The 24247-nt window shown below is 74.1% G+C and carries 22 protein-coding genes; 9 read left to right on the plus strand and 13 right to left on the minus strand.

Annotation, left to right across the window (positions count from 1 at the left end):
• Positions 1 to 312: 312 nt before the first annotated feature.
• The 3 genes from ACFC1F_RS13180 (at position 313) to ACFC1F_RS13190 (ending at position 3534) form a co-directional block, all read left to right on the plus strand.
• Positions 313 to 813 carry a hypothetical protein gene (locus tag ACFC1F_RS13180; protein WP_209412462.1) on the plus strand — a complete coding sequence of 167 codons (501 nt, stop codon included), beginning with the start codon at positions 313 to 315 and terminating at the stop codon, positions 811 to 813.
• A 107-nt stretch (positions 814 to 920) separates the two neighbouring features.
• The gene (locus ACFC1F_RS13185) at positions 921 to 3011 is read left to right on the plus strand and encodes a M48 family metalloprotease (protein WP_376157821.1); all 2091 of its coding nucleotides are present in this window, start codon (positions 921 to 923) and stop codon (positions 3009 to 3011) included.
• Positions 3012 to 3117: 106 nt separating this feature from the next.
• Positions 3118 to 3534, plus strand: coding sequence for a VOC family protein (locus ACFC1F_RS13190; protein WP_209412460.1), 417 nt, complete (start codon positions 3118 to 3120; stop codon positions 3532 to 3534).
• A 91-nt stretch (positions 3535 to 3625) separates the two neighbouring features.
• On the opposite strand, the gene ACFC1F_RS13195 is transcribed toward ACFC1F_RS13190, so the two are convergent.
• From ACFC1F_RS13195 to ACFC1F_RS13210, 4 genes are all read right to left on the minus strand, one after another.
• On the minus strand, positions 3626 to 4414 hold the full coding sequence (locus tag ACFC1F_RS13195) for a DUF6597 domain-containing transcriptional factor (protein ID WP_376157825.1): 789 nt from the start codon (positions 4412 to 4414) through the stop codon (positions 3626 to 3628).
• Positions 4415 to 4487: 73 nt separating this feature from the next.
• Positions 4488 to 4892: a hypothetical protein gene (locus ACFC1F_RS13200; protein ID WP_376157827.1), complete on the minus strand. Its 405-nt coding sequence runs from the start codon at positions 4890 to 4892 to the stop codon at positions 4488 to 4490.
• 97 nt (positions 4893 to 4989) lie between these two features.
• On the minus strand, positions 4990 to 5400 hold the full coding sequence (locus ACFC1F_RS13205; protein ID WP_376157830.1) for a roadblock/LC7 domain-containing protein: 411 nt from the start codon (positions 5398 to 5400) through the stop codon (positions 4990 to 4992).
• Between the two features lie 95 nt (positions 5401 to 5495).
• Positions 5496 to 6419 carry a hypothetical protein gene (locus ACFC1F_RS13210; protein ID WP_376157832.1) on the minus strand — a complete coding sequence of 308 codons (924 nt, stop codon included), beginning with the start codon at positions 6417 to 6419 and terminating at the stop codon, positions 5496 to 5498.
• A 501-nt stretch (positions 6420 to 6920) separates the two neighbouring features.
• Between ACFC1F_RS13210 and ACFC1F_RS13215 the strand changes: the two genes are divergently transcribed.
• Positions 6921 to 7289 (plus strand): hypothetical protein, encoded by a 369-nt coding sequence (locus ACFC1F_RS13215; RefSeq protein ID WP_376157834.1) that lies wholly within the window; start codon positions 6921 to 6923, stop codon positions 7287 to 7289.
• Positions 7290 to 7472: 183 nt separating this feature from the next.
• Positions 7473 to 8645, plus strand: a complete 1173-nt coding sequence (locus ACFC1F_RS13220; RefSeq protein ID WP_376157837.1) for a CopD family protein — start codon at positions 7473 to 7475, stop codon at positions 8643 to 8645.
• A gap of 247 nt (positions 8646 to 8892) precedes the next feature.
• On the opposite strand, the gene ACFC1F_RS13225 is transcribed toward ACFC1F_RS13220, so the two are convergent.
• The 9 genes from ACFC1F_RS13225 to ACFC1F_RS13265 form a co-directional block, all read right to left on the minus strand.
• On the minus strand, positions 8893 to 9570 hold the full coding sequence (locus ACFC1F_RS13225) for a response regulator transcription factor (protein ID WP_209412454.1): 678 nt from the start codon (positions 9568 to 9570) through the stop codon (positions 8893 to 8895).
• Positions 9567 to 10898, minus strand: a complete 1332-nt coding sequence (locus ACFC1F_RS13230; RefSeq protein ID WP_376157840.1) for a sensor histidine kinase — start codon at positions 10896 to 10898, stop codon at positions 9567 to 9569. Before ACFC1F_RS13230 ends, ACFC1F_RS13225 begins: the two co-directional genes overlap by 4 nt.
• Positions 10899 to 10991: 93 nt before the next feature.
• Entirely contained in the window at positions 10992 to 11840 is an 849-nt protein-coding gene (locus ACFC1F_RS13235) for an ABC transporter permease (RefSeq protein ID WP_209412453.1), read from the minus strand.
• Positions 11837 to 12796 (minus strand): ABC transporter ATP-binding protein, encoded by a 960-nt coding sequence (locus tag ACFC1F_RS13240; protein WP_209412452.1) that lies wholly within the window; start codon positions 12794 to 12796, stop codon positions 11837 to 11839. The genes ACFC1F_RS13235 and ACFC1F_RS13240 overlap by 4 nt, the downstream gene beginning before the upstream one ends.
• Positions 12797 to 13003: 207 nt before the next feature.
• A complete protein-coding gene (locus tag ACFC1F_RS13245) occupies positions 13004 to 14431 on the minus strand; it encodes an MATE family efflux transporter (RefSeq protein ID WP_376157886.1) in 1428 nt (475 codons plus the stop codon).
• 23 nt (positions 14432 to 14454) lie between these two features.
• Positions 14455 to 15486 (minus strand): cysteine synthase family protein, encoded by a 1032-nt coding sequence (locus ACFC1F_RS13250; protein ID WP_376157843.1) that lies wholly within the window; start codon positions 15484 to 15486, stop codon positions 14455 to 14457.
• Positions 15487 to 15521: 35 nt separating this feature from the next.
• Positions 15522 to 16859, minus strand: a complete 1338-nt coding sequence (locus ACFC1F_RS13255) for a Y4yA family PLP-dependent enzyme (protein WP_376157846.1) — start codon at positions 16857 to 16859, stop codon at positions 15522 to 15524.
• Positions 16850 to 17839, minus strand: a complete 990-nt coding sequence (locus ACFC1F_RS13260) for an ornithine cyclodeaminase family protein (RefSeq protein WP_376157849.1) — start codon at positions 17837 to 17839, stop codon at positions 16850 to 16852. Before ACFC1F_RS13260 ends, ACFC1F_RS13255 begins: the two co-directional genes overlap by 10 nt.
• Positions 17840 to 17892: 53 nt before the next feature.
• Positions 17893 to 18882, minus strand: a complete 990-nt coding sequence (locus ACFC1F_RS13265) for a TauD/TfdA family dioxygenase (RefSeq protein WP_376157851.1) — start codon at positions 18880 to 18882, stop codon at positions 17893 to 17895.
• 388 nt (positions 18883 to 19270) lie between these two features.
• Between ACFC1F_RS13265 and ACFC1F_RS13270 the strand changes: the two genes are divergently transcribed.
• The 4 genes from ACFC1F_RS13270 to ACFC1F_RS13285 are packed head-to-tail and all read left to right on the plus strand — an operon-like array spanning position 19271 to position 24127.
• Positions 19271 to 20830 (plus strand): ABC transporter substrate-binding protein, encoded by a 1560-nt coding sequence (locus ACFC1F_RS13270; RefSeq protein ID WP_376157853.1) that lies wholly within the window; start codon positions 19271 to 19273, stop codon positions 20828 to 20830.
• Positions 20827 to 21807 carry an ABC transporter permease gene (locus ACFC1F_RS13275; RefSeq protein WP_376157856.1) on the plus strand — a complete coding sequence of 327 codons (981 nt, stop codon included), beginning with the start codon at positions 20827 to 20829 and terminating at the stop codon, positions 21805 to 21807. The genes ACFC1F_RS13270 and ACFC1F_RS13275 overlap by 4 nt, the downstream gene beginning before the upstream one ends.
• Positions 21804 to 22655 (plus strand): ABC transporter permease, encoded by an 852-nt coding sequence (locus tag ACFC1F_RS13280; protein WP_376157858.1) that lies wholly within the window; start codon positions 21804 to 21806, stop codon positions 22653 to 22655. Before ACFC1F_RS13275 ends, ACFC1F_RS13280 begins: the two co-directional genes overlap by 4 nt.
• The gene (locus tag ACFC1F_RS13285) at positions 22652 to 24127 is read left to right on the plus strand and encodes an ABC transporter ATP-binding protein (protein ID WP_376157861.1); all 1476 of its coding nucleotides are present in this window, start codon (positions 22652 to 22654) and stop codon (positions 24125 to 24127) included. Before ACFC1F_RS13280 ends, ACFC1F_RS13285 begins: the two co-directional genes overlap by 4 nt.
• The last annotated feature ends 120 nt before the right edge of the window (positions 24128 to 24247 follow it).

Below are 24247 nucleotides of genomic sequence, written 5' to 3' on the forward strand. Positions count from 1 at the left end.
GTCTCAGTGGGGGGACAGGGCCTCCTGCCGCACGACGGCCGCGCATGATCGGCGCCGTGCGTGCCCGGCGTCGCGCGCGACCGGCCCGTGCGCGACCGGCCCGTGCGTGCTCGGCGTCGCGCGCGACCGGACCCGTCCGCGAAGGGGCCGTGCGCGTACGGGCCCGGGCCGGGGGGAGCGGCGGGCGTGCGTCGGTCACAGCTTGGCCAAGGCCCTCCGGCAGGGCTGCGCCGGCGACGTTCCTGCGCCACAATGCGGGGTGTCCGGGGACCGGCGAACCGGGGGGTTGGCATGCGCGCATACGACAGCACCATGGCGACGAGGCTCGCGCGGCGGGCCGTGGAGGCGGTGGCGCCGCAGGAGCTGGCCCAGTTCGCCATGACGGCGGAGGCGTTCCACAGCACGCCGCCGCGCAAGCGGCTCCAGGCCGTCCGGCGCGACGAGCCGTTGGGGCTCGGGCTGGAGACCGCCGCGGCGCTGCTCAGCACCGCGGCCCTCGCGGTGGCCGTCCGGGTGCTCGACCACCTCACCGAGCGGGCCGCCGGGCAGGCCGCGGACACCGCCGAGCGGGGCGTGCGCGCCCTGTTTCGGCGCAGGCGTGCCGAGCCCGCCGCGGAGGCGGTGGAGCGGCTCTCCGCCGAGCAGTTGACGACCGTGCGCCAGGTGGCCGTCGACGCGGCGCTGCGCTTACGAGTCCCCGAGGAGCAGGCCCGGACGATCGCGGACGGGATCGTGGCGGAACTGGTCACCATGGCCCGGGGTCCGGCCCGGGAGGCCGGGCGGGGGGAGGACGCCGGGGAAGCCGCGCAGTGAGCGCGCTGCCCATACCGGGGCCGGGCCCGGGGACGGGCAGGGGAGCGGGCCCGGGGCAGCGGCACCCACGGCCTACGGGCCTGCCGTCCGGCACCACGGTGCGGTTCGTGCTGCTGATCGCGGTGGTGGCCGCAGCGGGGGCGATCCTGCTGAACGGCTCCTCGTCCGTGCTCCTCACCGCGGTGGACCTTCGGGAGACGCTCGACTACTCCGAGTGCGCCACCCGCGCGGCCGAGACCGCGGCCCGGCTGCGCGCGGGGGACTCCACGGTGACCGTCCCCGACTACGAGTTCGACTGCCGGGACCCGCGCGCCGCCACCGGCCGGCTGATCCCCCTCGCCGCCACGGCCTGTCTGCTGCTGGCCGTCGCCTGCGTCTACGTCTGCCTGCCGAAGTGGCGGAGCAGGCGGCGCGGCTACCGCCCGACGGCCGGCATGCCGGAGCTCACCGCGTATCTGGAGGACGTGGTCCGCGGAACGGACGTGCGCGCCCGGGTCTCCTTCCTGTTCGAGCCCCTCGACGCGGGGGTCTCCGCCCTGGCCTTCGGCCGGGTGGGGCAGCGCCGGATCGTGCTGAGCGGCGGGCTGGTGAAACTCTTCGCCGACGACCGGGGCGCGTTCCGCACCGTGGTCCTCCACGAGCTCGCGCACATCCGGAACCGGGACGTGGACGTCACCTTCCTCACCCTGATCGTCTGGCGCATGACCGGGCCGCCCCTGCTGGCGATGGCGCTGATCTCCCTGACGGGCGCCGTCACGATCGACGAGCGACCGGTCGTGGCCACCATCCTCGCCTTCGCCGTCGAGGTGCTCGTCCTGGCGGTGCTGGTCACGCTCCTCAGGAACGCCGTGCTGCGCAGCCGCGAACTGCACGCGGACGCCCGCGTCGTGCAGTGGGAGGGGTCCGCGGCCCCGGTGAGGAGGCTGTTCGCCGAGTTCGGCCTGGCGTCCGTGCCGGCCACCGCCCGCCGGCCGGCCGCCCTGCGGGTCCACCCGTCGCTCGCCGAGCGCGACGCCGCGCTGGACGACGGCCGGGTCCTCTTCCCCACGGGCTTCTGGGACATGTGCGCGGTGGGGGCCGCCGCGGAGTTCCTCTACGAGTTCCTGCGGCTCGGTCCGATCGGCGGCGGCACCCGGACCGGTGTCGTCACGGACACGGTGGCGGCGGTGGCGGTCGCCACGCTGCTCGTCGGCGCGGCCGGCACCGTGCTGTGGCAGGCCTCGGGAGCGACGCCCGGAGGCGTCCCGCCCGCCCTCGTCCGGAAGGCCGGCCTCGGGCTCGGGGCCGGGCTGGGAGTGTCGCGCCTGCTGGCGCCGGCGGGGGTGTTCAACCTGGCGACGCTCGACGGCAGGGGTGCCGAGATCGCCGTCCCGTACGCGGTGTTGCTCTGCCTGTGCGGCTGGGGCATCGCCCGGTGGCTGGCGCTGGTGGCCCGGACGTGGATGCCGGTCGTGCTCCGCCACCGCCGTCCCCGTCTGGTGCTCCTCGGGGTGCTGGGTGTGTCGACCGTCGGTCTCGCCCCCGCCCTGGACTTCCTGCTGGGTCTGCCGACCATGGTGCTGTTCGCGGTGTCCTTCATCGCTCCCGCCGTCCCGGCGCTGCTGGTCTTCGTCGGCAGCGTGCTCTACCTGGCCGCCGCCCGGATGTCGACGGTCCTGACGCCGCTGGTCCTCACCGCCGGGCTGGTCCCGCTCGTCGGGCTCCGCGTCGCGTGGCGCAAGGGCATGGCCCACACCTTCCCCGGCTTCGGCCCACCGCTGCGGACGGACGGGCTCCTCACGCGGTTCGGCGTTCCCGCGGGGGCCGCGGCGGCCTGCCTCGGTGTCCTGATGCCGCTCTCGGGCGTCTCGCTCACCGGCTGGGACCCCGTGCCGGTGGTCTGCGCCGCCCAGGTGACCGCCGCACTCCTGGCCGGCCGGGGCTACGCGCCGCTGCCGCTCTCCCGGGGGCTGCTGGCCGCGTACGGCGCGGGCGTCGTCGCCCTGCTGCTCTGGTTCACGGTCATGGACGGTCTCGCGGGCTGCGACCCCGGCGAGGCCGGCTGCCGGGCACAGTTGACCGCCCGTCAGGTCCGGTTGTCCCTCGGCCTGTCCTCCGTGGGGACGGCGGTGGCCTGGGTGGTCCACGCGACGCTGCTCGCCCTCACCCGGCGCTCCGACAATCGCACGAACGGCCATCGCACCACCGGTCACCGCTGACAGCCGGGCACCACACAGCCGGGCTCCGTGCCACCGGGCACTGCTGACCGCCGGATGTCCGTTTTCTCCAAGACCCGTCGCCCGCCCGCTGCCTAGGCTGCCGACCATGAACACCGTACAAGCACCGCAATTCGCCTTCATCGGTCTCGTCGTCTCCGACCTGGCCGCGTCGCTGGCCTTCTACCGGCGCCTCGGGGTCGGGTTCCCCGAAGGCTGCGAGGACCAGCCGCACGTCGAGGCCGCACTGCCGGGCGGTCTCCTCCTCGTCCTCGACACCGAGGAGACCGTCCGGTCCTTCCACCCGTCGTGGCGCCCGCCGGCCGGGGGCGGCCGGATCGGGCTGGCGTTCCGCTGCACGGACCCCGAGCACGTCGACGCGGTGTACGAGGACCTGGTCGCGGCCGGTTACCACGGCGAGCTGAAGCCGTGGGACGCCTTCTGGGGTCAGCGCTACGCCACGGTGCACGACCCGGACGGCAACGGCGTCGACCTCCTCGCACCCCTGCCGGGCGCGGCCGGGTGAGCCGGGGTCCTTCTCCGGGCCCCCTTCCCGCCCGACCGGCGGACGGGCGGGAAGGGCGGAGGGGCGGACGACGGGAGTCCGCCGGCGGACCCTAGCGCCGGACCAGTGCGCTCAGCGACTCCCCGGTCAACTCCCTGACGTCGCGTGCCAGATGGGCCTGGTCCGTGTAGCCCGTCACGGCGGCGGTCTGCGCGAAGGCGACGCCCGAGCGGGCCAGGGCGAGGGCGCGTTGCAGGCGGAGGATCCGGGCCAGGGTCTTGGGGCCGTAGCCGAAGGCGCCCAGGGACCGGCGGTGGAGCTGTCGTGCGCCCAGCCCCACCGACTCGGCGGTCGCCGTGACGGATCGGCCGGCCTCCAGGGACGCCACGACGGCTCCGAGCAGCGGGTCGGCGGGTTCGGCCTCGACCGCGAGGAGCACCGCCAGGTCCTCCAGGGCGGCGGCCGGGTCCGGCGCCGCGTCGACGCGTTCCGTGAGACGGCGGACCCTGGCACCGGGCCAGAGATCGGCGAGGCCGACGCGCTGGTCCCTCAGCTCGTGGGCGGGCACTCCGAGCAGGGCGGGGGCGGTGCCGGGGTAGAACCGGACGCCCGCCCACGGCCCCTCACCGCCGGCGCCGGGCCGGTGAGCACGGGTGTCGGGCCCGGCGACGAGGAGCCGCCCCCGGGTCCACAGCAGGTCCATGCAGCCGTCCGGCAGGACGGACGGCGGCGCGGGCGCCTGGAGGGAGGGCGGCACGGACGCCTGGGCGGAGAGCCGCACGGACGGCTGGCCGGATGCCTGCGCGGACGCCGACCCGCCGACGGGCCGCCCGGCGGCTCCCCTCGTCCACACGACCGCGCCGGGCAGCCGGGACGCGCGCTCCGCGTACTCGAAGGACACGGGACGAAGGCTACGCCTCCCGGCCGGCGCGCCCGCCGGGAGCGGGGCACTCCGGCCGGGCCGTGCGGAGCGGTCACAGCCGGCCGTGGTCCTTGAGCACCCTCCGGGCCTGGGCGAACAGCATGCCGACGTTGACCGTCTTGCGGCAGACGACCACGGCGACGATCTCGTCGGTGCTGTCGACCCGCAGGAAGAGGTGTGCCAGGTTGTCGCTGTTGACGAGGATCTCCTGGAAGTAGTGCCGGTCGCTGACGACCCCGCGCCGCTCCTTGAAGATGCCCTCGATCATCACCACGTTCCGGCCCTGGAAGAGGTCGAGGGTGGCCGCCGCCAGCATGTCGAGGACCTCCGGCGGGTGCGAGTCCACGGTCTCCACGGACAGCAGCATGCCCGTGGACATGTCGATGACCCCCGCGGCCACGCAGTCCGGAACCTCGGCGCGCAGGGCCTTCACCAGGCTCGCGATCCTCTCGGCCATGCTCCGGGACCCTCTTGCTTCCGACCCGCTCACTTGCGCTCCTTCTCCGTGTCGTCCTGGAATGGCACCGCTGTCGACACCGTGGTCGACAGCCCGGTTACTGCTGGGGGTGGTCGGCCTCGCCCTGGCCGCTCGCCGCGGTCAGCAGCACGCTGATCCGCTCCGCGGACTCCTGGGCCTCGGCCTGCAGTCGCTGCACGTCCATGCCGGCGTCGCCGAGCACCCCGATCAGCGCCATGTCGCCCACGGCCCGGGCGACCAGGTAGCCGTCGGTGAACTGCGACACGGTGTGGTGGAGCCGGCCCTTGCTGCTCATGCTGCCGGCGCGGCGGGCGATGCTGAACGAGGCCGCGGTGAGGGCGGCCAGGCCCTCGGCCCCCGCGGTCTCGTCCGTCTCCGAGGTGATCACCAGCCCGTCGACGGAGGCCACCACGACGTCGGTGACTCCGACGACGCGGTCCCGGAGCACCCGCACCTCTGCGGCCAGCTGGTCATGTCTGTCTGTCACGGTTCTCCCGTTGATTGGTCTCCGGGCGCCGACGAGCCGTCGCCGCCCGGTCCGTTCGTCCACCCGGCACGCGCCGGGTACGTCCGCGGTGACTGCTACTGCGCGCTGCCGAACCGCCGGTCCTCCGCAGTGAGCGCCGCCGGGGGCCGCCAGGGTCCGGAGACGGGGCGCAGGGGAAGGACGCCGGTGATCCCGCTGGTCCCCGGCCGGCGGCGCGGCAGTCGCGACGCGTCCTCCGTGCGGCCCGGCTGACCGGTCGGCTCCGGGGTCCGTCCGTACTCCGGGGCGGGGGCGGGTCCGTCGGCCGCCCCCGTGGCCGAGGGCGCGACGTCGACCAGCCCTTCGTGCAGCAGTCGCGAGGCCTCGACCGTCACGGCGTAGAGGCCCCGTCCGAGCAGGAAGGCGATGTCCCGGGAACTGCGCCTGCCGTTGGCCCTTTGCAGGATGTCGCGCCGTTCGCCGGCGATCCCGTCGTCCAGGAGCCGGGTCCCGGCGTCGGTCCGCGACAACCGGTCGCGGAACGGTGAGACCGGCTGTCCGCCCAGGGCCCTGATCCGCCGCTCGGTCTCCCGGCTCAGCCACTCCGGTTCGACGCCCTCCGGAGCGGCGAAGCAGGTGGCCGGCGGCTCGGGATCGAGCGCGACCCGGTCGATCCGGCCCATTCCCATGGCCAGGGCCCCGTCCAGCGCCGCCATCGCGCAGATCAGTTGCAGCTCGGCCGAGCCGACCAGTCCCCGGGCGACCAGTTCGGCGCCCACGCGCCTCCCGGTGGCCCCGGCCCGGGCCGCCGACGCCCAGTCGGCCTCGGTGACCCGGCCGGAGCGCAGGAGGATGGTCTCGACTCCCGGCGAACCGGGGGAGGCGACCTCCAGGATGACGCCGTCCTCGAGGAGGAAGCGGCCGCCGGGGTCACCCGTCACGAGGAGCGTCCCGGAGAGGCGGCCGTGCGGGACCTCCCTCAGCACCCTGGCGAAGTCCAGCCCCGCGCCGCCCGGCCGCGAGGCCGCGGACAGCGGCAATACCCTCGCGGACCCGGCTTCCCCCGTACGGGGACCGGGATTCCGGTGCGTCGGTATTCCGATTTCTGACATGTCTCCGCTATCGACCGTGTTCTCCTGGACACCTGCCGCCGACGTTCCCGGAAGTCGGCTCAGGAATCGCACTGTAGTCGCAGGGGCAGGATTTCGGTTGGACGGGCGGGAATTGAACGCTTGTCCGTTCCTGGTGACTCCTTGTGCATCATTGATGAGACAGTGACATTCAATTCTGGCGGATCTTGTTCGCCGGTCGGATGCCGGATGCCCGATGCCGGATGCCTGATGCCGGGGGAGGGGGTGCCGCCGCCGGAGCACGTCGACGGCGGGCGCCGGCCTCCGGTGGCCCGCGGCCGTGCGGATCCGCTGCGGCACCTGCGAGTTCCGGTCGTGCGGGGCGGCCGTCGCCGCCTCGCCGCACCGCCGCATCGGCGTTACGGTGAACCGGGCGGCAGGCGTGTGCGGCCCGTCGAAGGAGGTCCCGCCATGGCGCGTGGATTCGCCAGGGTCGACAACCCGGGCAACCTGATTTCCTCCCAGGGCGTCACGGGAATGGCGAAGGCCCTGAGTGACGGTCGACCAATTCCGTTCGGGGCCTACTGCTTCAAGCTCGAATTCACGCCCCTGGCGGTCGTCGCCTGTTCGGTCGCGCACCCCGACGACAACAGGTACGGGCCGTTCGGCCCGATCCTGTACACGGCCGGGCCGAACATCAGCGGCATCCTGACCACGGACGACAACGGGACCCCGGTCGAGTGCCCGGCCGGGTTCCAGGACGCGGCGGTGATCGGCCGCGTCCCGTCGGGCGTCGGGCTGGGAATCGCCTACGGCGGCTTCTACGTCCTCTTCGAGTAGCCCGCGAGCCTCCGTGGGGCCCACCCCTCCACGTCCGGGGCGAGGAGCGTTCCCGTTGGTGCGTCCGGCGCCGTTCTCGGCCGTCGGTGCAGCTCAGGGCGCCGTTGCTCACGAATTGGTGACGATCGGCCGAACTGTGGTCAGCCGATATAAGGCTGACCTTATTTAGGCTAGCCTCACCTTATGCACACTGCCTCGTTGGCCGCGACCACGGCCGGATACGCCATGCCCCAGCTCTGGCGGGCCCTCACCAAGACCGGCTACTTCATCGGTCTCAGCGGAGCCATCGGCGCCACCGTCACCTACGCGACCACGGTCCGCCCGGCACTGCGGGCGCCGGAAACGGACACCGAGGACGCTCGACTCCTGAGCAGACGCACCGCCCACTACCTCGCCTGGGCCGGCGTGGTCCTGCTGGTCGCGGGCTACTTCCAGCTCGCCGCGCGCGTCGCCCGGGCCGGCAAGGGGATGCCCTTCGGTGACGCCCTCGCACCGGACCGGATCTGGCACTACCTGCGGGCCCCCGCGGCCAAGGGCGCCTGGATCGCCCAGGGCACCGTCCACCTGGTCCAGAACCTCGTCCTGGTGGCGACCGCCGCCACGCTGATCGCCCTCTTCGTACCGGCCGCCCGCCGCCACACGGACCGGATCGCCCTGACCGCCCTACCGCTCTCCCTGGCGGTCACCCTGATCGCCGGCGTGCCGACCACGACCCCGGCCGATCTCGACGCGTGGCTCAACCCGGTCTTCGACCAGGCCCACATCGTCTCCGGCACCGTGTGGCTCGGCGGACTGGCCCTGCTGGTCGCCCTGGCCGGCACCCGCAAGCGCCTCGGCGCCGGCGCCGGGCTGCTCTGGGCCGACACCTGGCGGCGCTTCGGCCTCGTCGCCATGGTCTGCGTCGGCGCGGTCACCATCTCCGGCCTCTGGCTCAGCTGGAAGCACGTGGGCGGCATCTCCCAGCTCTGGACCACCGGCTACGGCATCGCACTGCTCGTCAAGATCCTCCTGGTCGCCGGCCTGGTCACCGCGGGCGCCTTCAACCAGTTCTGGCTGATGCCCCGAATCGTCCGGGCCCGCACCACCGACGACACCGCCTCCCTGCTGCACCTGACCCTGCGGCACTTCCCCAAGGTCGTCTGGGGCGAGGTGGTCCTCGGCGTGGCCGTGCTCGTCGTGCTCCCGTACATCTCCGGTTCGGCCCGCACCGAGGCGGGCAGTCCGAAGGCCGTCTCCTCCGGCACCCTGTTCGCCGGCGGCGCTGCTCTCGCCATCGCGCTGGTCGTCTCCCTCTACGCCACCGCCAAGGCCTCGGACGCGCTCGCCCGCCGCGGGCTCCCGTCCGCAGCGGCCTGACGGTCGCACCCTCCGCGGGGTTTCGCACGGGGTGGGGTGCGGGTGAGCAGACCGGCTCACCCGCACCCCACCCCGTGCACGCGCACGCAGGTCGTCACCCCCCGGTACGCCGAGGAGGCGAGCGAGGAGACGTCAGCAGCACGGACCGTCGCCCCGGTGAGTCGGCCCGGTGAGCCGGCGCGGGTGGCGGAGCGGACCGGCGTAGGCCGGCGGGGGAGGGCGGGAGGGCTGAGGCAGGGGAGGGCGGTCAGGCCGGCGGGTTCGGGTGGGTCAGGCCGCGGTCGTAGGCGAAGATCACAGCCTGCACGCGGTCCCGAGCGCCGATCTTGGCCAGGACCCGGCTCACGTGGGTCTTGACCGTGGATTCCGCGAGGACCAGCCGTTGGGCGATCTCGGCGTTGGTCCAGCCGTGGGCGATGGCGACGAGGATCTCCCGTTCGCGGTCGGTCAGGGAGTCCAGGCGTTCGTCGGGAGCGGGCATCGCGCCGGGGGGACGGAACGGCAGGCGGTGGGCGTAGGCGTCGAGGAGGCGCCGCGTGATGGCAGGGGCCACGACCGCGTCGCCTTCGGCCACCGCGCGGATGCCGGCGAGGAGCTCTTCGGGGCGGGCGTCCTTGAGGAGGAAGCCGCTGGCCCCGGCGCGCAACGCGGCGTGGGCGTACTCGTCGAGGTCGAAGGTGGTCAGGACGAGGATGCGCGAGCGGCCGCCGGTGGCGACGATCTGACGGGTGGCCTCGATGCCGTCCATGCCGGGCATGCGGATGTCCATCAGGACGACGTCCGGCCGCAGGTCGGCGGTCAGCCGGACGGCCTCGGCGCCGTGGGCGGCCTCGCCGACCACCTCGGTGTCGGGCTGGCTCTCCAGCAGCATCCGGAAGCCGTAGCGCTGCAGGGGCTGGTCGTCCACGATGAGGACGGTGGTCACGTCGGGCCGCCTGTCGGGTCGGGGGTGAGGTCGAGTTCGGCCTCGACGGTCCATCCTGCCCCGGGGCCGGGACCGGCCGTGACGGTGCCGCCGTACACCGCCGCGCGTTCGCGCATTCCCGAGATCCCGTGCCCCTCGGTGGTGCCGTGTGCGGGCGCGCGGTCGGGACCGCTCGGGCCGGTGTCCCGGACGCGTACCTTCAGCCGGGTGGTGTCGGCGGCCAGGGTGACGTGGGCCCGCGTGTCGGGGCCGGCGTGCTTGAGGGTGTTGGTGAGGGCCTCCTGGACGATGCGGTAGGCCATGAGCTGGACGCCGCGGTCCAGCTGGTCGAGCTCGCCGGCCGCGGTGTAGAGGACCTGGGGGCCGGCGGCGCGGATCCGGGTGCACAGCGCGTCGAGGTCGCCGATGCCCGGTTGCGGGGCGAACTCGGCGGCCTGGTCGCCCTGGTCGCGCAGGACACCGAGCATGCGGCGCAGCTCGCCGAGTGCCTGGCGGCTCGTCTCCCCGATCAGGAGCAGTGCTTCACGGCCCCGGTCGGGAGCCGCCTGGGCCGCGTAGGCACCGCCGTCCGCGAGGGTGACGATGACGGACAGGTTGTGGCCGATGATGTCGTGCATCTCACGGGCCACCCTGGCCCGCTCGTGGGCGGTGGCGAGTCGGCTGCGCTGGTCGCGCTCGATCTCCAGCCGGGCTGCGCGCTCGCGCAGCCCGGCGAGCTGGGCGCGGCGGATCCGCACGGCGATGCCGAGGGCGACCGCGGCGATCGCGGCGCTGAACAGGAAGAACAGCGCGTCGCCGACTGTCACGCCGGAGGACAGCTCGACCGCGACCAGGGCCAGGGCGCCGGTCATGGCGCCGCACGCCCAGGCCAGCTTCCGCAGGCTGCCGTGCAGGGCGAGGCTGTAGAGGGCGACCAGCAGGGCCACGTCCGCGCGCAGCGCGGCGCCGAGCGACCACTGGAGCACGAAGACGGCCATGATCGCTGCGAAGGCCGCGGCGGGCCGGCGGCGCCGCCACAGCAGGGGCAGGACCAGGCCGGCCTGGAAGGCCAGCATGGCCGGCAGGGCCAGGTGGGTGAAGGCGATCCGGTGCTGGTGCGGGGAGTCGCCGTCGGCGTGGAACGGGCCGGTGGCGCTGCCCCGGACGAGGTCGGGCACGCAGAACAGCACGAAGACCACGGCGACCACGGCGGTGTCGAGGACCCAGGGGTGGTTGCGGTCCGCCTGCCGGACGCGCTGGCCGAACCGGGCCAGGCGGCCGAACACCGGGTGGGCCGACAGCAGGTCGGTGCCCGGGGCGGCGGCGTGCTGGTCGTTCACGGTTGTCACCTGTCCATCGTCGCCCGGTCGCGCCGGGCGCCGGTCCGGTCGAACGAGAAGGGGTGCGGCGGCGGGGGTGCGCGCCGCCGCACCGGCGGTTCCTCAGGCGTCGGTGCGCACCAGGCGCACGGCGGCCCCGGTCAGGGCGAGGACGGTCCACCCGAGGAAGACGATCAGTCCGGCGGTCGGGGACAGGGTGGTGGTGTCGTGGTGGAGGGCGAACATCGCCTCGCCCGCGTGGCTGGGCAGGTAGGGGCCGATGTGGTCCTGCCACGAGGTGGGCAGCAGCGCGGTCAGCCCGGGGATCAGCATCAGGGTGGCCACCAGGACGGCGATGCCGCCGGCCACCGAGCGCAGGAGTGCGCCGAGGGCGACGCCGATCGCGCCGACGAGGCCGAGGTAGAGCCCGGCGCCCAGCAGGCCGCGCACGACGCCTGCGTCGGAGAGGGTCATCGCCGCGCGGGTGCTGGAGAGGATGTGGCTGTCGGCGAGGAAGACGGCGAACACCCCGGCGGTGCCGAGCACCAGCGCGATCAGGCCGAACACGGCGGCCTTGGACCACAGCACGGGCAGGCGGCGCGGCACGGCGGCGAGGGTGGAGCGGATCATGCCGGTCGAGTACTCGCCGGCGGCGACCAGCACGCCGAGGACGCCGAGCGCCAGCTGGGCGAAGTTGGTGCCGAACAGCGACAGGCTCAGGGTGCTCGCCTGGGCGAAGTCCCGGTCCATCGGGCGGCCCGAGGCCATCCGCGACTTGAACTGGAACGCGGCGATCAGGCCGAAGGCCACCAGGAAGAGCAGGGCCAGGCCGAGGGTGATCCAGGTGGAGCGCAGCGACCACAGCTTGGCCCACTCGGAGCGCAGCACGCGGCCCGCCGTCACCTTGTAGGCGTGGCGCTCGGCCCGGCGGTCGGCGCTCGTGGACGTCGGGCTCGGGGCGATGGTGCTCATGCCACGCTCCTCGGGGTGTCGGTGCCGACGGTGTCGGCGGCCTTGGCGGTGGTGGTGCCGTGGTACTCGACGGCGTCCCTGGTCAGGTCCATGAACGCCTCCTCCAGGGAGACCGTCCGGGGGGTGAGCTCGAAGAGGGCGATCCCGTGCTCGGCGGCGGTGAGGCCGATCTCGCGGGCCGTGCGGCCGGTGACGAGGAGTTCCTCCGAGCCGGCCCGGCCGGTGATCTCCACGCCTGCTCCGGCCAGGGCCGAGCGCAGCCGGACCGAGTCGGCGCTGACGACCTTCACCGCGTCTCCCCCGGCCTCGCGGACCAGCTCCTGCACGGTGGTGTCGGCGAGCAGCCGGCCCCTTCCGACGATGATCAGGTGGTCGGCGACGAGCGCGACCTCGCTCATCAGGTGGGAGGAGACGAAGACGGTGCGGCCCTCGGCGGCGAGCGAGGTGAGGAGGTTGCGGATCCACAGGACGCCCTCGGGGTCGAGGCCGTTGACCGGTTCGTCCAGCATCACGGTGGCCGGGTCGCCGAGCAGGGCCGAGGCGATGCCGAGGCGCTGGCCCATGCCGAGCGAGAACGCCCCGGCACGCTTGCGGGCCACCGAGCCGAGGCCGGTCAGCTCGATGACCTCCTCGACCCGGCGGCGCGGGATGCCGTGGGTGTGGGCCTGGGCCATCAGGTGGTTGAAGGCGGAGCGGCCCGGGTGGATCGACTTGGCCTCCAGCAGCGCGCCGACCTCCTGCAGCGGTGCCGCGTGCTCGGCGTAGCGGCGGCCGTTGACCCGGACCGTCCCGCTGGTGGGGGCGTCGAGGCCGACGATCATCCGCATGGTGGTGGACTTGCCGGCTCCGTTGGGCCCGAGGAAGCCCGTCACCGTCCCCGGCCTGACCGTGAAGTCCAGCCGGTCCACGGCGGTCTTCTCGCCGTAGCGCTTCGTCAGCTGGTGCGCCTCGATCATCGCTCACCTCTGTGCTCCGGGGCCGGGCCGTCCCGGCCGCCCTCGTGTTCCACGCTAGGGGCGGGGGCGGCGCGATCCGTGGTACCGCGGGCCGATCATCGGCGTGCCCGTAGTACCGCGGTACCACGGTCGCCCACGGGTCCGGAGTGTGCCCGGGGGCGGGGCCGTCCGGGTTCCCCGCCCCCGGTGGGGCCTGTGGGCGGGCGGTCAGGCTCCGGCGGCCACGCTCGCGGGCGCCGCGGCGTCCTTGGCGGTGAGGGCACGGCCGTAGCGGCGCAGGAGGAGGACGGCGGTGGTGGCCAGGCCGACGAGCAGGCCGAGCCACAGGCCGCGGGTGTCGCCGCCGAGGGGGTAGGCGAGGAGCCAGGCGGCGGGCAGGCCGACGGCCCAGTAGCCGATGAGGGTGATGCGGAAGCCGCTCCCGGTGTCGTCGAGGCCGCGCAGCAGTCCGACGCCGATGTTCTGGGCGCAGTCGAAGAACTGGAGGACGGCGACCACGGAGAGCAGACCGGTGGCGATGTGCAGGCCCTGCTGGTCGGCAACGGCGTCCGCGTCGAAGTAGGGGCGCAGGACGAGGTCCGGGAGCGTGAGGTACGCGAGGCCGACCAGGGTGGTGACCGCGGCGCCGCAGGCGAGCGCGGTGTTCCTGATGCGGCGGGCGGCGGCGTACGCGCCGAGGGCGAGTTCGCGGCTGACGTTGATGGAGGCGGCGTGGGAGAGGCCGACGGCGACCTGGAAGACGATGTAGACGAGCTGGTTGACGGCGGTGTGCGCGGCGAGCGCCGCCGGCCCGAAGCTGCCGGCGAGCAGGGCGGTGACGGAGAAGAACCCGGCCTCGGAGCCGTAGGTGGCCGCGATGGGGGTGCCCAGGCCGAGCAGGCGGCGGACGGTCGCCGCGTCGGCGCGCCAGAAGTCCGGGCTCAGGAGCGGGGCCAGCTGCGGGTCGCGGCGCGCGGAGGCGTAGAGGGCGAGGAAGGACAGCAGGTGAACGCTGCTGGTGGCGACGCCGATGCCGGTGAGGCCGAGCCGCGGCAGGCCCCAGGTGCCGTGGATGAAGGCCCAGTTGAGGGCGGCGTTGACGGCGACGGAGGCGAGGGTGATCCGCAGCAGGGCCTGGGGGCGTCGCATGCCGACGGTGAACTGGCGGACGGCCTGGAACCAGAGGCAGGGCACGAGGCCGGGGGCGAGGGCGGCGAGCATGCCCTGGGCGCGGTGGGCGATGGTGGCGTCCTGGCCGAGCCAGGTGGCGGCCTGGCCGATGAGGACCATCAGGGCGGCGCCGGCCAGGCCGGCGAGGGTGGCGACGGCCATCGCGGCACGCACCAGGCCGCGTACCTCGTCGCCGTCCCCGCCGGCGGCGGCGACGGCCTCGTCGTCGGCCGCGCGCTCGGCGCGGGCTGCTGCGGCTGCCACCTGGTTGCCGACGGAGGTCACCAGCCCGACGCCCATGGTGCGGAGCTGGTTGAAGATCACCAGGGCGAGGCCGCCGGCAGCCAGCGCCTCGGTGCCCAGGACACCCATCATGACGGTGTCGGTGGTGGTGAGGGCGACCTGGGCGAGCTGGGTGAGGGCGAGCGGGACGGCGAGGGCGGCGAGCGCGCGGCTGTCGCGCGCCAGGGTGGTCAGCTGCTGCATGGCGGTTGTCACGTCTCTTGGGGTCAGGGCCTGCGGAGTTTGGAGAGGGACTCGTCGATGTCGGCCTCGACGGCCTCGTCGATGAGGTTGCGGGCGATCATCCAGTCGTCGTTGAAGACGGTGTCCATGTACTTCTCGCCGCCGTCGTTGATGAACGCGACCATGACGGCGTCCGGCGGCAGGGTCGTCAGGCGGGCCAGGGCGTCGTGGACGACGCCTCCGGCGGAGCCGCCGATGAGCAGACCGGTGCGGCGGGCGACGACGCGGGCGGTGGCGAAGGCCTCGACGTCGCCGACCTTGACGCCCTCGTCGATGAGGTCGTAGTCGACGAGCAGGCCGATGGTGGCGCCCTCGGGGGTGCCGGTGCCGGACTGGTAGTAGTCGTGGGCGGGCGGGCCGAAGGCGATGGAGCCCTTCGGTTCGACTCCGACGACCGCGACGCCCGGCACGTGCTTCCTGAGCTCGCGGGCGGTGCCGCACAGGCCGCCGCCGGTGCCGACCGCGCCGATCAGCACGTCGACCCGGTTGTCGAGGGCCTGGGCGATCTCCCGGCCGACCGCGTGGTAACCCACCGCGTTGCTGGGGTTGTTGTGCTGCTCGGTGAAGAACGTGTTGTCCCTGCCGAGGGCCATCTCCTCGGCGAGTTCCTCGCGGGCGGCGGTGTGCAGTTCCCCGCCGTCGGCGTCGGCGTCGACGTAGACGAGTTCGGTGCCCATCGCCCTCATGCCGCGCAGCTTGTCGGCGGCGGCGTGGTGGTCGACGACGGCGGTGAAGCGGTAGCCGCGCTCGGCGGCGACCACGGCGAGCCCGAGTCCGGTGTTCCCGGAGGTGGACTCGATGATGTGGCCGCCCGCGCGCAGCTGCCCGCGCTCCTTGGCGTCGAGCACCATCTGCCGGGCCATGCGGATCTTGGCGCTGCCGGTGGGGTTGAACATCTCCAGCTTCAGCAGGAGGCGGGCGCCGTTGTCGGCGCGGGCCAGCTCGAACAGCGGGGTGCAGCCGATGAGGTCGGAGATCCGGCTGACCACCGGGGGGCGGGTCAGGGCGTCGGTCATGGTGTGAGGCTCCGTCGGACGTGGTGTGCGGGGTGTCAGCGGTCGAGGCGCCAGCGCGGCCGGCCCGCGCCGTCCGGGTGGTCGACGACGACCTTCGGCGGCAGCGGCAGCTCGTGGAAGGGGGACTCGTTGGAGTCCATCTGGTAGCCGGCGGTGTTGGGGTAGACGAGGAGGTCGCCGGGACGGGGCCGGGCGGGGAAGGCGATCTTGCGCCAGCTCAGGAGGTCGGAGTCGAGGCAGCTGGACCCGCCGACGCACGCCCGGAACTCCTTCGTGTCCTCGCCGGGAGACCGCGGAAGGAGCAGGGGCTCGGGCAGGTACTCGCTGGTGAACCACTGCTCGGACAGGCTCAGGCTGGTGCCGTCCACGGTCAGGATGCCGTACCCGGCACGGTCCTTGACGCCCTGGACGGGGAAGACGGAGGACCCGGCCCGGTCGAGCAGTGCGCGTCCGGGCTCCAGCAGCAGCATCACGCCCGCCTCGCGCAGCCGCCGGGCCAGCGGGTCACCGGCTCCGCCCGGACGGGCGGCGAGGACCGCGCGCAGGGCGTCGGCGCCGGCGACGGGCGAGTGGTAAGGGTAGAAGTCGCCCGCGGTGAAGGCCTTGCGGGCGTGGTAGTCGTCGGGGCCCTGGTCGGAGAGGAACGTCTCCCAGGCGTCGGCGGGCACGTAGTCGACGGCGAAGCCGCCGCCGATGCTGATCCGGTCGGCCGGCAGTCCCAGGATCCTTGCTCTGCGGCACAGTTCGACGAGCTCGCCGGCGAGGTCGGTACGGGGCTGCACCTCGTAGCCGGACAGGTGGAAGCTGAAGCCCTCCATCCGGACCCGCTCACCCGCCGAGGCGCAGCGCAGCAGCGCGGCGTCGAGCTGGTGGTCGTCGAGGCCGAAGCGGCTCCTGGGCTGGGCGGGCGGGAAGCGGCGCAGCAGGACGCGGACGGGCCGGGGAACGTCCAGGTGCAGGACGCGCTCCAGTTCGTCGAGGGAGTCGACGGCGACGAGCGCGCCCTGGAGGGCCGCGACGCGCAGCAGGGGATCGGCCTTGGCGGGGCCGGTGACGACGAGGTCCTCGCCGCGCACGCCGTGGCCGAGTGCCTCGCGCAGCTCGCCCGGGCTCGCCACGTCCACTCCGGCGCCGGCGGCGGCGCAGCGTTCGATGAACGCGGCGGCCTTGTTGGCCTTCTTCGCGAAGTACACCTTGCCGTTCACCCCGGCTCCGGTGAGGGCGGTGCGGAACGCGGCGAGGTTGGCGTCGAACCGCTCCGGCAGCAGGTAGTGGAACCCGCCGCCGAGGCCGTGGGCGAGTTCGTGGAGCAGGCCGCTCGCGTGGATGCGCTCGGCGAGCGGGTCGGGGTGGGCGGGCAGGGTCAGCGCCACAGGGCCACCTCGGTGCCGAGGCCCTGGTCGGCGGCGAGCTGGGCGAAGCGGTGGCCGAGCGCGATGTCGGTGACCACGAGGCCGCTGTTGTAGGCGAAGATCCGCTGGTCGGGGGCGGTTCGGGCCTTGGAGACGCCGGAGATGACGACGGGCAGTTCCACGTCGACGGCGGGCAGGTTGCCGTCGGCGTCGGCCATGTCGGTGCCGGTGACGCGCATCTGGGCCTCACTGGTGGCGATGACCCGGTCGGCGCGGTGCAGGGTGGACGGGGCGAGGCCGTGGCCGACGAGGATCGCGGTCGCGCCGGGCTTCAGCCAGTCGGCCTCGACGGCGGCGGGGGTGTGACCGCCGGCGGTGGCGACGACGACGTCCGCGTCGCGCGCCGCTCGCTTGAGGTCGGTGACCAACTCCGGCTCGCGGCCGGGGAAGTGGCGCTCCAGCTCCCGGCGGACGGCGGTGATGCCGTCGGGGTGGGTGCCGGACAGCAGCAGGCGCTCCAGCTTCGGCAGGGTGGTGAGCAGGAACGGCAGCGCGAGGCGGCCCTGGGTGCCGGTGCCGATCACCAGCGCCGTGGAGGCGTCGGGGGCGGCGCACTCGCGGGCCAGCAGGGCGGAGACGGCCGGGGTGCGCAGCGAGCCGATGCGGGAGCAGTCCATCATGGCGACCGGCAGTCCGGTGACGTCGTCGTAGACGGTCAGCGTCGTGTAGTAGTGCTGCTCGTCGCGGCCCTTGTCGAGGCCGTGCTTGTAGGAGGTCTTGACGGCGACGACGTTGCGGGCGCCGTCGCGGCCGAGCATGGCGTAGGAGACGGAGTGCCCGTCGGCGGGCTTGACGGTGAGTTTGCGCGGGTTGTCGGACCGGCCTGCGGCCAGGGTGCGGTAGGCCTGTTCGACGGTGTCGACGACGTCGGTCAGGGTGATGTCCAGGCCGGCGAGGTCGCTGGTGGAGAGTACGCGCAGGGTGGTGTCGTCCCGGTCCACGTGGGGTGCCCTTTCGGAGGGGTGAGGCGGCGTCTGGAAGGCGGGAGGGCCGGTCAGGAGGCCCAGGCGGTGAGGGCGGCCTGGCCGTAGCCGTGCTCGTCGTGTTCGGCGACCGGGCGGGTGGGGCGGCCCTCGACGCGCACGGAGGCCCGCTTGAGCCAGCGGTCGGTGCCGTCGTAGCGGGCCCGGAAGGGAACGCGGCCGTGGACGACGAGGTCGTTGTCGACGACCAGGACGTCGCCGGGCCGCAGGCTCACCGCGACCGAGACGCGGGCCAGCTTCTGTCCGAGGCGGTCGTACGCCTCCCGCCACGCCTGGTCGGCTTCCTCCAGGGGGGTGTAGGCCGGGTCGTAACGCATGGTCAGGCCCTGGGGCGAATCGAAGAGGGTGGGCACCGGTGCGGGGCGGCCGGGGAACTTCCGGGCCTTCTCGTAGGCGTCGTCGGGCAGGATCGGCGCGACCGGACGCTTCAGCCGGGCGACGTCCTCGTCGGCGAGTTCGGCCAGGCGCACGCTGGCCGCGGTGGTGGCGATGCCGTCGTGGTTGCGCATGCAGCACAGCAGCAGGAGGTGGGCGCGGCCGGGGTGGAAGGCGTCCTCGGTGTGCGGGGTGAGCAGGACGGAGCTGGAGGCGCCGGTCTGCTCGCTCTCGTGGCCGGGCGAGGGGACGATGTTGTGCACGAACCGGCCGTCCTGCTGGCCGTCCCAGGCGATCGGGGTGCCCATCAGCGCGGAGACCAGCAGGAGCACCACGTCCCACCGTGCGCCGGCGTCGCCGACGGTCGACCAGTGGCCGGGTGTCGGGCCGAGTTCGACGTCGTCCGGGCGCAGGCCGCGCAGCACGAACAGGCCGTCGGCGGTGTCCACCGGGCGCAGTGCGTGCCGGAGTCCGTTGCCGAGCTGGGCGCACATCACGGGCAGGTCGGCCAGCAGGTGGGGGCTGGTCGCGGAGCCGTGGAAGTCCAGCAACTTGGCGGCGGTGGCGGTCAGTTCCGCGGCGGCGGCGGTGTCGAGACGGCGTACCGGGGCAGGGCAGGTGGGCACGGCAGGGCCTTCCGGGGGCAGGGGGAGGGTGAGCGGGCACGCGGCATCACCGCGCCGGTGTGGGACGGCAGGCGGGAGCAGCGCGTGAGGCGTGGGGTCCGGGGCGGCTCGAACGGCCGGACGACAGGAAACGTAACAACGACTTCGAGGTAAGGCAACCCTTACCTGGTCGGCGTCCACGGTCCGGTGTCTACATTGACGCAGTCTCGGTTCCGGTTGGCGGTGCGCGGGCCGCGCAGGGTCAACCTTCCAGCTCAAGTGCCTCTTTGGGGGGCGGGGGCGCATGGCCTGAAAGTGCGTGCGCTCCGTCGGGCGGCTTGCGGCCTCTCTCAAACTTAGGGTAGGTAAACCTAAGTAAGTCGAGCTCAACCCGAATCGAGGAACGAACGTGGGCGTCACCAGACGACAGCTGCTGTGGGCCGGTGCCGGTGTCGGGGCGGCCGGTGCGCTCGCCGCCTGCAGCAGCGGCACGAGCGGGTCCAAGGACGCCGCGACCTCCGGCTCCGCGAACGAACAGCCCCGCGCCGGAGGGACGCTGAAGGTCGGCGCTCTCGGCAAGGCCTCGGCGATCACCCGCGACCCGCACGGATCGCAGGCCAACGAGAGCGACTACCTGATCATCAGTCTGCTCTACGACACGCTGGCCGTTCCCGGGGCCACCGCCAACACCGTCCCGCGTCTGGCCACCTCCTGGAAGCCCTCGGAGGACCTGAAGACCTGGCGCTTCACGATCGCCGACGGCGCGACGTTCCACGACGGCACACCCGTCACGGCCGACGACGTCGTCTGGTCGCTGCAGCGCCTGCGCAACACCCCGGCCGGCAGGAGCCGCCTGCCCGGCATCCAGCCCGAGGGCATCAGGGCCGAGGACGCGAAGACCGTCGTCCTGGTCTCCGACTACCCCAACGCGGACCTGCCGCTGCTGACCCGCCTGACCACCTTCGTCCTCAAGAAGGACACCAAGGACGACGCGATCGCCGGCGCCCCCGGCACCGGCCCGTTCAAGCTCGACTGGTACCGCGACGGCAACGCCCGCCTCGTCCGCAACGACACCTGGTACGGCGGCAAGGTCCTCCTCGACGCCGTCGAGGTCCGCCTCTTCGAGAGCCCCCAGGCCATGGCCAACGCCCTGCTCGCCGGGCAGATCGACGTCGCCTCCAACGTCGGGGCCGTCGCCGCCCGCACCGCCGAGGCCCGCAAGGACGTCCGGATCCTGCGCCGCCCCAACGACATGGCGATGCCGATCGTCATGCGCACCGCCGACGGCCCCTTCGCCGACCCTCGCGTCCGCGAGGCCCTCAAGCTCGCCGTCGACCGCGACGCCATGGTCAAGCAGGTCCTCTCCGGTTACGGCAGCGTCGGCAACGACATCCTCGGCACCGGCGACCCCGCCTTCGCCAAGGACATCCCCCAGCGCACCCGCGACCTCGCGAAGGCCAAGCAGCTCCTCGCGGACGCCGGCTTCGACACCTCCAAGACCTACGACCTGATCACCACCGAGGACATCTCCGGCCTGGCCGAGTCCGCGACCCTGTTCGCCACCCAGGCCCGCGAGGCCGGAGTGAGGATCAACGTCGTGAAGCAGGACTCCAAGATCTTCTGGGACGCCACCTGGCTCAAGGCCCCGCTCTACACGACGTACTGGGGCACCAACGACTCGGTCGTCTTCTTCGCGTCCAAGACGATGCTCTCCGACGCCGGCCAGAACGAGGCCGCCTTCAAGGACCAGGCCTTCGACGAGGCCTACCGCACGGCCATGGCCACCGCGGACGCCGCCGGGCGCGGCAAACTGCTGCACCAGCTCCAGGAGATCGAGTACGCCAGGTCCGGCTACCTGCTCTGGGGCATGGCCGACGGCATCGACCTCGTCGGCGCCGCCGTGCGCGACCTGCCCAAGCTCCCCGGCTACGGCCGCGTCCAGCTCGAAAAGACCTGGCTGGCGCGTTGACCACGCTCCGCTCGCACAGTCTCCCGGCCCGCATCCTCCCCGGTGCGGGCCGGGCCGCCCGGCAGGTGGCCCGGCGCCTGGCCATGCTCGTCGTCCTGCTCGCCGGCGTCTTCGCCGCCGTCGAGCTCCTCCCCGGCGACGCCGCCGGCGCGACCACCGACCGCGGCGTCACCGCCGCCGACCTCGCCGCCCGCCGCACCGCCCTGGGGCTCGACCGCCCGGTCGCCGAGCGCTTCTGGGACTGGATGACCGGCCTGCCCACCGGCGACCTCGGCACCACCGCACGCGGCCAACACGTCACCGACGTCCTCGCCGGGCCGTTCCCCAACACCCTGCTGCTCGGCACCCTCGCCCTCGCCCTGAGCACCACCGGCGCGCTCGCGCTCGGCAGTTGGGCCGCGCTGCGACCGGGCGGACGCGCCGACCGCACCATCGACGCGGTCTCCACCGCCGCGTTCGCGCTCCCGGAGTTCGTCGTCTCCGTTGCCCTCCTGCTCCTGCTGTCCCAGTGGACCGGCTGGCTGCCCGCCGTCACCCTCACCGGCCCCGACGGCAGACCCGAGTCGTGGACCATGCTCGCCCTGCCCCTGCTCTCCCTCGCGATCCCCCAGATCGGCTGGAACACCCGCATCGTGCGCGGCGCACTCGCCGACCAGGCCGCGCTGCCGCACGTCCAGGCCGCCGTCCTCGACGGCCTGCCGCGCCGGCGCGTCCTCGGCCACCACATGCTCCCCGGCGCCCTGCCCGCCATCGCCGTCGGCATCGCCACCTCCGCCGGCATGCTCCTGGGCGGCACCGTCGTCGTCGAGACCCTCTTCAACTACCCCGGCATCGGCGCCCTCCTGGCCGGGGCCATCAGCGACCGCGACACCACGCTCGTCGCCGGAGTCGTGGCCGCGGCCGGCGCCGCCATCAGCCTGCTCCTGCTGCTCGCCGACCTCGTCCGCACCACCACCCTCGGAGAGGAGCGCCGATGACCGCCGACGCCCCGACGGCAGCGGCCGCCCCGCCCGCCACCCGCCGCACGGGACGCGTGCTCGTCCGCGCCGCTCCCGCACTGCTCCTGGTCGTCCTCGCCCTGGCCGGCCCCCTCCTCGCTCCCCACCCCGTCGACACGCCCGTCACCTTCCCCTACGCCGAACCCGGCGACGGCGCCGCACTCGGCGGTGACCAGCTCGGCCGTGACGTCCTCAGCCGCCTCCTGAGTGGCGGCGCACCCCTGATCGCCACCGCCCTGGCCATCGCCCTCGTCGTCACCGCGGCCGCCACCGCCCTCGGCATCCTCGCCGCCCTGCGCCCCGCCATCGGCCGGTGGATCGAACGCGCCGCCGACCTGACGATCCTCCTGCCCTCCGTCCTCGCCATCATGCTCATCGCCCTGGCCTGGCCCGGCGGCGGACGCCTGGCCGTCGCAGCCGCCGCCATCCTCCTGGGCATCCCCTACGCCGTACGGATCGTCGCCGCCGCAGCCGCCCCCGTCGCCGCCACCGGCTACGTCGAGGCCGCAGCCGCGGGCGGCGAGCGCCTGTGGCACCTCACGGTCCGTGAGGTCCTGCCCAACCTGCGCTCCACCCTCCTCGCCCTGTTCGGCCTGCGCTTCGTCGAGGGCGTCTACATCGTCTCCGTCGCCGCCTTCCTCCAGCTCGGCCCCCAACCCCCGGAAGCCGACTGGGCCCTGATGATCCGCGAGAACGCCGCGGGCATCACCCTCAACCCCTGGGCCGTCGGCGCACCGTGCCTGGCCATCGGCCTGCTCGCCATCAGCGTCAACCTCGCCGCCGAAGCCCTCGCCCCCGCCCGGCCCACCCCGGAGACCCCGCTGTGAGCACCACCGCCCCCGCCGCCCGTGCCGCCGGCCTGTCCATCGCCCTCGGGGACACGCCCCTGCTCACCGACGCCGGCCTCACCCTCACCCCTGGCCGCGTCCACGCCATCACCGGTCCCTCCGGCGCCGGCAAGACCACCCTGCTGCGCGCCCTCGCCGGGGCCCTCCCACCCGGCGCCCGCGTCACCGCCGGCACCGTCGACGTCCTCGGCCACGACATCCTCGCCCTCCCGCCCGAGGAAGTCCGCCGCCTCCGCCGCCACCGGCTCGCCTTCGTCGGCCAGGACCCCGGCTCCGGCCTCAACCCGCGGATGCGCGTGGACCGCCTCATCACCGAGACCGCCGCCGTCCGGCGCGGGACCACCGTGCCCGACCTGTTGCGGGCCGTCCGCCTACCGGCCGACGACCATCTCCGGCGCCGCCGCCCCGCAGGCCTCTCCGGCGGTCAGCAGCGGCGGGTCGCCCTCGCCCGCGCCCTCGCCCGACGGCCCGGGATCCTCCTGCTCGACGAGCCCACCGCCGGCCTCGACGCCGACCTGCGCGACGACATCGCCGACCTGCTGCGGGCCGTCGCCGACCGCGACGACATCGCCATCGCCTTCACCAGCCACGACCCCGCCTTCGTCGCCCGCTGCGCCGACGAGGCCCTCGCCCTGTGGCCCGCACAGGCCCCGTCACCCGCCCCGGCCGGCCCGTCACCCGCCCCTGCGCTCGCGCCCGCCGAGCCCGGGAGGCGGCGCACCAAGGCCGAACGCCCCGTGCTGAGCGTGCGGTCGCTCGGCGCCCACACGGGCAGCGGCCGCACCCGCCGCACCGTCCTCGCGGACCTCGACCTCGACCTGACCCCCGGCACCCTCACCGGAGTGGTCGGCCCGTCGGGCTGCGGCAAAACCACCCTGGTCCGCACCCTCGCCGGACTCCACGCGCCCGACACCGGCACCATGACGCTCCACGACCGCCCGCTGGCGGCCTCCCACCGACGGCGCGCCCGCGACCAGCGCCGCCGCATCCAGCTCGTCCCGCAGAACCCCCTCGGCGCCCTCAACCCCGCCCACACCATCGGCGCCACCCTCACCCGGCCACTGAAGCTGCACTTCGGCCTCCCCACCGCCCGGTGCGGGGAGCGCGTCGCCGAACTGCTCGCCGCCGTCGGCCTGCCCTCGCACTACGCGGACCGCCACCCCCACGAGCTGTCCGGCGGACAACGCCAGCGCGTCTCCCTCGCCCGCGCGCTGGCCGCCGAACCCGACGTCCTGCTCTGCGACGAGGTCACCTCCGCCCTCGACGCCGACACCGCCTCGGCACTCATGGACCTCCTCGGCGAGCTGCGCACCGGCCGAGGCCTGGCGGTGGTCCTCGTCAGCCACGACCTTCCCCTGGTCGCCGGCCACGCCGACCACGTCCTGTCCCTCGCGGGTCCACGTCCCGCACCGCTCGCGAGCCGGCACCCTGCGAGCAGCAGCGCGCTCTGATCCGGCACCGCAACGGCCGCGGAATCCCGCCGCCTCCGGACCGTGACGGTGCGGCAGTGCGGCAGTGCGGCGGTGCGGCGGTGCGGCAGTGCGGCACTGCGGCACTGCGGCGGTGCGGCC

Source organism: Kitasatospora sp. NPDC056181 (assembly GCF_042266225.1).
Lineage (GTDB): Bacteria > Actinomycetota > Actinomycetes > Streptomycetales > Streptomycetaceae > Kitasatospora.